Annotated in this window: 10 protein-coding genes and 1 tRNA gene; 1 reads left to right on the forward strand and 10 read right to left on the reverse strand. The window is 70.0% G+C overall.

Annotated elements, in window-relative coordinates:
• Nucleotides 1-18 precede the first annotated feature (18 nt).
• The 6 genes from JWN68_RS06265 to JWN68_RS06290 form a co-directional block, all read right to left on the reverse strand.
• Nucleotides 19-1,134, reverse strand: coding sequence for a hypothetical protein (locus JWN68_RS06265; protein WP_297736247.1), 1,116 nt, complete (start codon nt 1,132-1,134; stop codon nt 19-21).
• The gene (locus tag JWN68_RS06270; protein WP_297736249.1) at nt 1,131-2,123 is read right to left on the reverse strand and encodes a glutamate ABC transporter substrate-binding protein; all 993 of its coding nucleotides are present in this window, start codon (nt 2,121-2,123) and stop codon (nt 1,131-1,133) included. Before JWN68_RS06270 ends, JWN68_RS06265 begins: the two co-directional genes overlap by 4 nt.
• On the reverse strand, nt 2,120-3,418 hold the full coding sequence (locus tag JWN68_RS06275) for a hypothetical protein (RefSeq protein WP_297736252.1): 1,299 nt from the start codon (nt 3,416-3,418) through the stop codon (nt 2,120-2,122). Before JWN68_RS06275 ends, JWN68_RS06270 begins: the two co-directional genes overlap by 4 nt.
• The gene (locus tag JWN68_RS06280) at nt 3,415-4,920 is read right to left on the reverse strand and encodes an AAA family ATPase (protein ID WP_297736255.1); all 1,506 of its coding nucleotides are present in this window, start codon (nt 4,918-4,920) and stop codon (nt 3,415-3,417) included. The genes JWN68_RS06275 and JWN68_RS06280 overlap by 4 nt, the downstream gene beginning before the upstream one ends.
• 8 nt (nt 4,921-4,928) lie before the next feature.
• Nucleotides 4,929-5,384 (reverse strand): hypothetical protein, encoded by a 456-nt coding sequence (locus JWN68_RS06285; protein ID WP_297736258.1) that lies wholly within the window; start codon nt 5,382-5,384, stop codon nt 4,929-4,931.
• A gap of 85 nt (nt 5,385-5,469) precedes the next feature.
• Nucleotides 5,470-6,705 (reverse strand): toxic anion resistance protein, encoded by a 1,236-nt coding sequence (locus JWN68_RS06290; RefSeq protein WP_297736261.1) that lies wholly within the window; start codon nt 6,703-6,705, stop codon nt 5,470-5,472.
• Between the two features lie 195 nt (nt 6,706-6,900).
• Here JWN68_RS06290 and JWN68_RS06295 point away from each other — a divergent pair, with 195 nt between their 5' ends.
• Nucleotides 6,901-7,128: a hypothetical protein gene (locus JWN68_RS06295; RefSeq protein WP_297736264.1), complete on the forward strand. Its 228-nt coding sequence runs from the start codon at nt 6,901-6,903 to the stop codon at nt 7,126-7,128.
• Between the two features lie 31 nt (nt 7,129-7,159).
• On the opposite strand, the gene JWN68_RS06300 is transcribed toward JWN68_RS06295, so the two are convergent.
• The 4 genes from JWN68_RS06300 to JWN68_RS06315 all read right to left on the reverse strand — a co-directional run bounded on the left by JWN68_RS06300 (nt 7,160) and on the right by JWN68_RS06315 (nt 8,661).
• Complete coding sequence (locus JWN68_RS06300; RefSeq protein ID WP_297736267.1) at nt 7,160-7,330, reverse strand: hypothetical protein; 171 nt, start codon at nt 7,328-7,330, stop codon at nt 7,160-7,162.
• A gap of 64 nt (nt 7,331-7,394) precedes the next feature.
• On the reverse strand, nt 7,395-8,174 hold the full coding sequence (locus JWN68_RS06305; protein WP_297736269.1) for a DinB family protein: 780 nt from the start codon (nt 8,172-8,174) through the stop codon (nt 7,395-7,397).
• A 58-nt stretch (nt 8,175-8,232) separates the two neighbouring features.
• Nucleotides 8,233-8,418 (reverse strand): hypothetical protein, encoded by a 186-nt coding sequence (locus tag JWN68_RS06310; protein WP_297736271.1) that lies wholly within the window; start codon nt 8,416-8,418, stop codon nt 8,233-8,235.
• A gap of 159 nt (nt 8,419-8,577) precedes the next feature.
• Nucleotides 8,578-8,661 (reverse strand) — tRNA-Leu (locus JWN68_RS06315).
• Nucleotides 8,662-8,758 lie beyond the last annotated feature (97 nt).

Raw genomic sequence — 8,758 nt, forward strand, 5'->3', positions numbered from 1 at the left:
CGATGGGACAGACGTTGATCATGATGCGGACTGCTGCTTGAGCAGCTGGGTGAGCCAGGACTGGTAGGTCGACACCAGGGCGCGAGCCACCGGCACGGGTGACGGCTCGCGGGCCAGGACCTCGCGGGCCTGGGTCTCGCTGGTGGCCAGGTCGTCGCGGCCGGCCAGGCCGTGGGCGTCCGCCTTGGCACGCAAGGCGTCGAGCAGGTCGACCAGCTGCGCGCGCTCGTCCAGCGCAGCGGCGTACGCGCTCTCGGCAAGGCTGAGGGCCCGGGCCACGCGCTCGAGCTGCTGGCGGTAGGTCTCGATGGCGGCGGGTGTGTTGGGCACGGGGCCGAGGGAGAGGACGTCGGGCACGGCGTATCGCGGGGCGGGGTCGACGCTACGGACACAGCGCTGCGCCAGTGCTTCGAGCGCCGCGGCACGAGTGGTGAGCTCGCTTCGGAGCTGTTGGACGGTGCGGAGGTCCTCGCGCGCTGCGCGCCGCTGCGCGTTGCCGACGATGAGGTCACGCTCGAAGACGCTGGCCGCCTGCTCGAGCGGGGGCAGCAGCCCACCCACGTCCGCACCACGCTGCGCACGCTCGGTGATGTCGTCGAGTCGGCGACAGAGGCGATCCAGCGTCCCCCTGGCCTCGTCGCGGGTCGTGCTCGGCTCGAGGGACACCTGGTCGCGCACGCGCTCGAGACCCGCTCGGAGCGACTTGATCCGGGCGGCGCTCGCGTCAGCGCCCGGCACGAGCGCCAGCCGGGTGCGTACCTGTCCGACCAAGGCGTCGGAGAGGCGGCAGGCCTCGGGAAGCGACACGGCGAGACCCGCACCGAGGTCGCCGTCCAGCCGGCCCCAGACGAGTGTGGACAGTCGCTCGGCCTCGACCGGACCGACCCGCCCGCCGTCGAAGGTCGCGTTGAGCAGCTGGTAGCGCTGCTGGACGGCCTGCCAGAGCGCCAGCGACAGCATCATGTCGGAGGCGATCTCGTCTCCGCGGCCCGCGGCCAGCGCCGCCTCGTCGAGCTCGTGGAGCTCGATGCGGCGCGCTCGGACCCAGTCGTCGAGGTCCAACAGGAAGGTCTGTGCCTCGGCGGGGCTCAGCGGCTGCCCCAGGCGGCCGGGTGCGGTGGGGGCTGCGGTCATGGGCGCCGACCGTAGACGGGCGTCGGTTGGGTGGCATCGACCAGGAGGGAGGGCTTGAGCCAGCGGTCGTACGACGCCTGCCACGACCCGTCGGCGCGCATGCGCTCGAAGACTCCGTTGATGAACTTCACCAGGTCTCCACGCTGCGCGTTGACCCCGATGCCGTAGGGCTCCTCGGTCAGCCGCTCCTTGGTGAGGACCAGGGCATAAGGATCCTGCGCCGCGAGACCCGCGAGCACGGTGTCGTCGGTGGTGATGGCGTCGGTCTCGCCGTTCTGGAACTTCACCAGGCACCCGGTGTCGTTGGTGGCCGTCACCGGGATCGCCTCGGGCGCCTTCGCCTGGATGTTCTCGATGCTCGTGGTGCCGACCGGAGCGCAGGCGCGCTTGCCGGCCATGTCCTCGATCGACTTGATGCCAGAGCCCTTCCGCACGAGCAGTTTCTGGCCCGAGCGGAAGTACTCGGCCGAGAAGGCGATCTGCTGCCAGCGCGTGCAGTTGATGGTCATGTTGCGGGCCACGAGGTCGATCTCGTCGGCCTGCAGCAGCGGGATCCGGTCCGCAGCGGTGATGACGCGCAGCTGGACGCTGCCCTGGGCCTCTCCGAAGATGGCGGTGGCGATGGCATTGACCATGTCGATGTCGAAACCCTCGATCTTGCCCGAGAACGGGTTGCGGGAGCCGAGGAGGTAGTTGTCTGCGGCGACCCCAGCGACGAGGTAGCCGCGGTCACGGATCCGCTGCAGGGACTGACCCTGCGCAGCGTCGGCGTCGGGCGCGTAGGACTGGGTCGCGGTGGCGGCATCGCAGGTCGCAGGTGTGCCAGGCGCGGCCTGGTTCACCGGCGACTCGTCTGCTCGGGGGAGTGGTGTCGCGTCGTACCCGCAGGACGTGACGGCGAGCATGGCGACTGCCGAGAGCGCGAGTGCCAAGGACCGGCACGCCCGGGCGAGCGTCGTTCGACGCGCATCGGTCAGGTGGCGTTTCATGCGTACTCCCTACGACGCTGGGCGATGCCCCTGGTGGAGAGGCCGGCGGCGCCGAGCCCCAGAAGCAACGTGATGGCCGCCAGGACCAGGAAGATGCTGTTGCCGGACCGGAGCTCGTCCGTCGCGGCGGCCGCCGCGCTGCTCACCTTCGCCTGGGACGCCTGGTCGAACGCGTCCAGCGCGGCTGTGGGGCCGTCCGGCTCCACCGTCGTGGCCAGTGCGACGGCTTCGTCGTACTTTCCACTCTCCTCGAGCTCGACGACCCGGACGTGGAGGCCCGAGTAGGTCTGCCACAGCCGGCGGGTGTCCGCTGACGCGTTGTCCTGGACCCTCTGTGCTGCCGCCTGCCACCCCTCCTCGAAGGCGGCGCCGGACCCCTGGGCGCCCAGGCGACGGCTCTCGTTGGACTTCGCGTCGTTGGCGGCCGTGCGGGCCTCGGCCTCGGCGACCGCGACGCGATAGCTGCCGTCTCTCAGCTCGCTGTTGCCGTCGTCCTGGCTGGAGCTGACGGTGACCGCGACCAGGGTCAGCAGCGCGACCAGGACGAAGGCTCCTGCCACTCCGACGTTGACGAGGCGCTGGAAGACCCTGGAGAGGTTGCGGTTGACCCACCAGAGCACCGCGAGCGCCGCCAGCCCGGGCAGGAGCACCAGCAACGGGTTCTGGGCACCGAGCTCGTCCTCGGCGCGCTGGGAGTTCGCGTCGGTGAGGGCCTGCATGAGTGGCTGGACGCCGGCGCGCAGCTGGTTGCTGGCGCCGCGGAGGTACTCCGCACCGACCGGGAAGCCTTGGCGGTTGTTGTCGCGCGCCTGGGTGTTGGTGGTCGTGTAGCGGTTGACGGCGGCGTTGAGCGCTGCCAGCACCTCTCGATCGGCGGGCTGCGCCTCGGCGGCGTCAGCGATCAGCCGCGTGACCTGGTCGATGGCTTCGTCGTAGGCCTGACGCTGCTCGGGCGGCTCGAGCCCTCCCACCAGGAAGCTCGTCGTGGCCAGCGCGTCGGCACGGAACAGGGTGGACTGGATGTTCTGGACGCGGACCAGCTGCTCGGTGTTGTCGGCCGCCGCCCGGTTGGCCTGCCAGCCCAGGACCTGCAGGAAGGCGGTCAGGAACGCGAAGAGCAGGCACGCAGCGACGGCGACGACCTGCCACCTGTTGAGCAGCCGGGGGACGTCGCGGGTGGTCGGGCGGGCGACCGGGGCAGTCACAGGCGTAGGGACTCCGGTCGTGCCGCCGGCCGCGGTGCTTGGGGTTGCCGTTGCGGGGGCGGTCGCCGCTGCCTGCTGTGCCTGGGTCATGACTGCTCCTCGGGAGTGTCCTCGAACGGCTCGACCGCTGCGGTCGGCGCCGCCAGGTCGTCGGGCTGCAGCTCGCGGAGCTGCTGGAGGGTGGGTGCCTCGATCTCGCGGAGGCGCCAGGCGTGGCGGCCGATCGCGGCCTCCAGCACGTTGCGGACATATCGGGCGTTGCCGAAGGACGGTCCGCGCTCGACCTTCGCGAGGAGGTCGCGCAGCCGAGCAAGCACGCCCTCACTCGCGTCGTACTGCGCACTGGAGGCCATCACCTCGAAGATCTGCACGAGATCGTCGTCGGTGTAGTCCGGGAAGTCGATCTCGGTTCGGAAGCGGCTCTCCAGGCCCGGGTTCTGGCCGATGAACACGGTCATCGGCAGGGGATAGCCGGCCACGATGACGACGAGGTCGCCCCGGTGGTCCTCCATCTCCTTGACGAGCGTGTCGATCGCCTCCTGGCCGTACTGGTCGCCCGCCAAGGAGTAGGCCTCGTCGATGAACAGCACTCCGCCGAGGGCGGACGTGATCACCTCGGACGTCTTCATCGCGGTCTGGCCGAGATATCCGGCGACGAGCTCGGACCGGTCGACCTCGACGAGCTGACCCTTCGAGAGCAGGCCCAGGGCGCGGTAGATGCCGGCGACCAGGCGTGCCACGGTGGTCTTGCCGGTGCCCGGGTTGCCATTGAAGATCAGGTGGCGGGTGATGGTGAGCCCCTCCAGTCCCGCGTCCGCCCGCAGTCCCTCGACTCGCAGCACCCCAGCCTGGCGCTGGATCTCCGCCTTCACGTCGGTCAGGCCGACCAGCTCGTCGAGCTCGGCGAGGAGCTCCTCGACGGTCTTGAGGGGCGGCGCCGGGGTGGCGGGCTCGGCCGGCGGGGCCTCGTGCGCTGTCGGAACGGTCTGGACGGGACCCAACTCACCCGTGGCGGGCCCGGCGTCGGAGCCCGGGCGGGTGCTGTCGAGCACGCTCGGGTCATGGAGGAGGGGCGTCCCTTCGAGGGCGGCGAGCTTCTGCCGCACGATGCGGCTCTGCTCCAGCACGTGCTGGAGGAAGTGGTCGGCAACCCCCGGGACGTGTTCGCGCGCCGGTGTCGACTGGCGGGGCGACGCCTGGCCCGGCGCACCGAGCTGGGCGGCTGCGGCCGTGGCAGCGTTGCCGACGCTGCGCGCGTTCTCCTCGCCGAGAAGACTGCCTGCCAAAGCCACGTCGGAGAGTGCATGGGCGTACGCCGCAGCGTCGGCCGAGCCGGCCATCGCCAGGGACGCCATGGTCGGTGTCTGGGCGACCCGGAAGCGGCGCCCGCGCGACGCCGCGGTGGTGAAGTCCTCGGCGGAGCTGTGTCCGGTCTCGGCGCACCAGTCCAGGTAGGCGCCCGGGGCGGGCTCGGCGACGGTGGCCGCCAGTGCTTCGCCCTCCGCGCGGGCGACCCGCGGGTCGAGCCCTGCGGCGGTGGCGAGCGTGGTCAGGGCGGCCAGCGCCTCGCCCAGGGTCAGCGCGGTGCTCATGGGGGTGTTCATGCGGGTCCCAGGGCGAGGTCGGGGCCGTCGGTGGGGTGACCGAACTTGGCTTGGAGGAAGTGCCCGTGAGCGATGAGGGCCTGGGCGTCGGAGCGGGTGGCGGCGTCGAGGATGGAGTCCATGGTGGCGGCGAGCAGCTCCAGCTGGTCGATCAGCACCATCAGCGCGGTCTTGTAACCGTCGATGGGACGGGTGTCGGCCCATTCACGCGGCAGCCGGAGGTAGCCGCCGAGTGCCTCGGGAAGGTAGTCGGTGGCCGTGGCGACCACCGAGTAGGAGTCGTAGCTCCCCTGTCCCAGGTTGCGGAGCCGGGGGAGGGTGTCCGTGATGAGACCGGCGATGCGGTGGACGCGAGAGACCACCACGGGCGGGGCGTTTCCGTCAGCGAGCATCTGCTCGACCCGCGCCAGGGCGGCGACGATGTCCGCCTCCGTCGGCGCGGGGGGAGACACGGGAAGCGCGTCGTCGGCCGACCCCGCTCGCACCTTGTCGATCCACGACCTCAGCCCCACCGGCCCACCCGTCTCTCGGACCGGCTCACGCGCGGCGAGGCAGCTCGGTCAGATCGAGGGAGCCTCCCGCGTTGCGAGCGTCATGCGCGCGGACCCGGTCGAGATAGGACTTCGACTTCTCCACCTCGGTCTCCAGCACGCCGATGGTCTGCGCCATCGAGTCCAGGGCCTTGACCTTGAACTCGTCGATGGAGTCCATCGTCGCGTAGATGTTGGCGAAGGCGGCCTGCAGGTCCTCCATGTCGATGGTGGACGAGGCAGCCTGCTCCTGGATCGCGGCGGAGTTGTCCTTGAGCATCTCCGAGGTCCGTCGGATCATGCCAGAGGTGGTGCTGTTGAGAGCGGTGATCTGTTCCAGGACGAGCTTCTGGTTGCCGAGGGCCTGGGCCACGATGACAGCAGTGCGCAGGGCGGAGATCGTGGTGGTCGAAGCCCGGTCGACGCCCTTGATCAGCTCGATGTTGTTCTTGATGATCACGTCGATCGCCAGGTAGGCCTGGATCGACACCGCCAGCTGTGTCAGCAGGTCCTGGTGCTTCTGCCGGACGTAGAACAGCACGTCCTTGTTGAGGGTGGCCGCCGCTTCGGGGTCACTGACCTGCAGCTCGGCGATCCGCGCCGACAGCTTCGCGTCGAGTCGCTCTGCGACGTACACGTATTGGTTGAGGCGGCCCATGGCGGACCACAGGCTCGTCTTCTCCAGGTCGAGGGCGACGTTGTCCTTGGTCAGCTCGTCCTGGCCGCTGCGCAGGCTGTGCAGGATCGCATTGAGCTGTGACTGGGAGGACTGGTACTTGCGAAAGTAGTCCTCGACCTTGTCCATGAAGGGCAGCATCTCGAGCCAGCGGGAGACGCCCGTCGCGCGGCTCGGGTCGAGGTCCTCGACCGTCCGTCGCAGCTCGAGCAGCGTCTTGCCGACCGCGGAACCCTCTGCGAGACCGCCCTCCTGGAGCGCTCGCACCGGCTGCTCGAGCATCCGGTTGGAGGTCTCGGCGGCCTGGCGGATGTCGGCGTCACCCATCGTCCGGACGTCCTCGGCCTGCTTGGAGAACTCGGGACTGCCCGGGGTGGTCGACGACAGTGCAGCGAGGAAGCCCTCGACCTTGGCGTCGAGCTGCGGAACCACCTCCGCCGGGACCTGCGGGGCCATCCGGGGCGCCTGGGTCTCGACCACGACCGCAGGGACCTCCGGCGCGGTCAGCGTGAGCGTGGACTCGGGTGGTGCGAGTGGCGCTGGTCCAGTCGAATCGGACGTGCTCATGTGGTCAATCCCCTCGTCAGCCCCACCGAACGCGTGGCCCCTGGGCAGACACTATCCACGTCCGGGCCGATCGGCTCGGGCAACGGGCGCCCATGTCGGACCCGTGATGCTTGTCCGGGCCCCCGGAATCTGCGTGGGACGACGCTCTGGATCGCGACAGATCCGCGTGGAAGGGTGTCAGGCAGGAGGTACGTCATGAAGCCGTCGCACGTGTTCGATGCGGACCTGCACGAGCCCGGGTCAGCCGCCGCCGAGGGTTTGTGTTCCTACCATGCGCGCCGCGGCGTCAGGGACGAAGCGTGCCAGGGCGACGCGGTCGTCTCCTTCCAGGACGACTTCGGAGGCTGGCAATCCGGGTGCGCGGCCGCGCTGGAGAAGCTCGTGGAGAAGGGCGAGATCGAGCCACTCGGGCAAGGCGCCTGAGCCCGACCTCAGGCCCCGGCCGAGGGGAGCCTCAGGCGCCGTTGGGCGTCTCGTGCCAGTCCCAGTGCGCCCTGGGGTAGGGACCGCTCGCTGACACCAGCGACCCGCACACGCGGCACACCATCGATTCGGCGTTGTCCGCCTCGGTGTCGAACATGTCCAGGACTGGGGGTTCGGTCGCGTCCGTGTCCTCCTGCGCCATCATCCCACCCTAGGACGCGAACTGACCCTCCGTCACCCCCCGGCACCGGCTCGGAGCCCATGGATCAGCGCTCCCGGCCCTCCTGGGACACGGCCGCGGAGCTCGCGATCGAGTCGAGGTCGCGGACAGCGAAGCGAAGGTGCTCCCACTCCTCGTGCAGGATCGTGTGGAGGCAGGACAGCACGGTCTCGCGCCGCTCGGCGTCCCAGGGGTTGCGGCACTCCCGGGCCAGGTCCTCGGAGGGGACCGTGTCGATGAAGCCCCGCACGGCCGCGACACGGTCGGCCCGGGCGCGGAGCACGTCGTCGTAGGGCGGAGTGCCCGAGTCGAAGACGGTCATGTCGAGCCCGAACTGCTCGGCGCCGGCGAACGCGAGGCCCAACGGGTGGTAGGGCTGCTCGACGTGCAGCACCGCGCCGCGCAACCAGATGTCGGTGGCGAGCACGAGGTGGCGCTGGGTCTGCGCGAAGGACCACTCGCCGTCCACTGACACGTCGACGGTGCCCTCGGGCATCGTCGACACGCGTTCGAGCACCCCGGACCATGCCCTCTCGACGGCTTCCCAGGCTCGCCGCAGGCCATCCGGGTCGTCCGCGGTCATCAGGGCGCGGCCCGGAAATCGCCGCTCGAGCTCCGCACGGACCAGCGGGACCACGTCGACGCCGTTGATGCGAACGGAGGTCTCGCTCGCCAAGAGCCAGGGCGCGTCGATGTCGACGTCGCGGAGCTCGACGGCGCGCATGACGACGCCGGAAAGGTCGCAGTCGGTGAACCTGGCACCGCGCAGGCTCACCTCGACAAGCGCAGCACCCTCGAGCTGGTCGGTCCGGGGAAAATTCGTCATGTGAGGTTGCTACCAGAGCCCACCGACGCTGCGGGAGCGATGGCAGGCGGCTCGGGGCTCAGAGTCGCACGATGAGCTGCGCCATCCCGCGACGAGCACGGGCGGGAAAGCAGCGCTTGATGCGGGACCGCACCAGTTGGTACCGCGCGACCTCGTCGGGGGTCGGCCGGCGGCCGAAGATGCGGATGAAGTGGTGGACGAGCGCCTGGTCGGGGCAGTCCTGGGGTGTCGCTGACGGCGTCATCGGTTGCTCCTTGCCATGACCAGCCATGGCGCCGCGCTTTGACGTCTCGGTGTCTGTACCCGCGCGGGCGGGGACGATGCGCTGCGTCCGGGTCGTCGCTTCGACGATGCGCAGGGCTGCAAATGAAGAAAAGGCCCCGTGGAGCCGGAGCCTTCTCAGTGTCCGAGGGGGGACTTGAACCCCCACAACCGTTAGGTCACTAGCACCTCAAGCTAGCGCGTCTGCCAATTCCGCCACCCGGACCAGTGCGGTGGAAACGTTAGCAAAGCACTGCTGCAAGGACCGCATCGGGGGCCGTGTGGGCGGGTGTCAGGATGGGGGACATGGGAACCCATGAGCC

It is taken from the genome of Nocardioides sp., from assembly GCF_025964975.1.
GTDB lineage: Bacteria > Actinomycetota > Actinomycetes > Propionibacteriales > Nocardioidaceae > Nocardioides.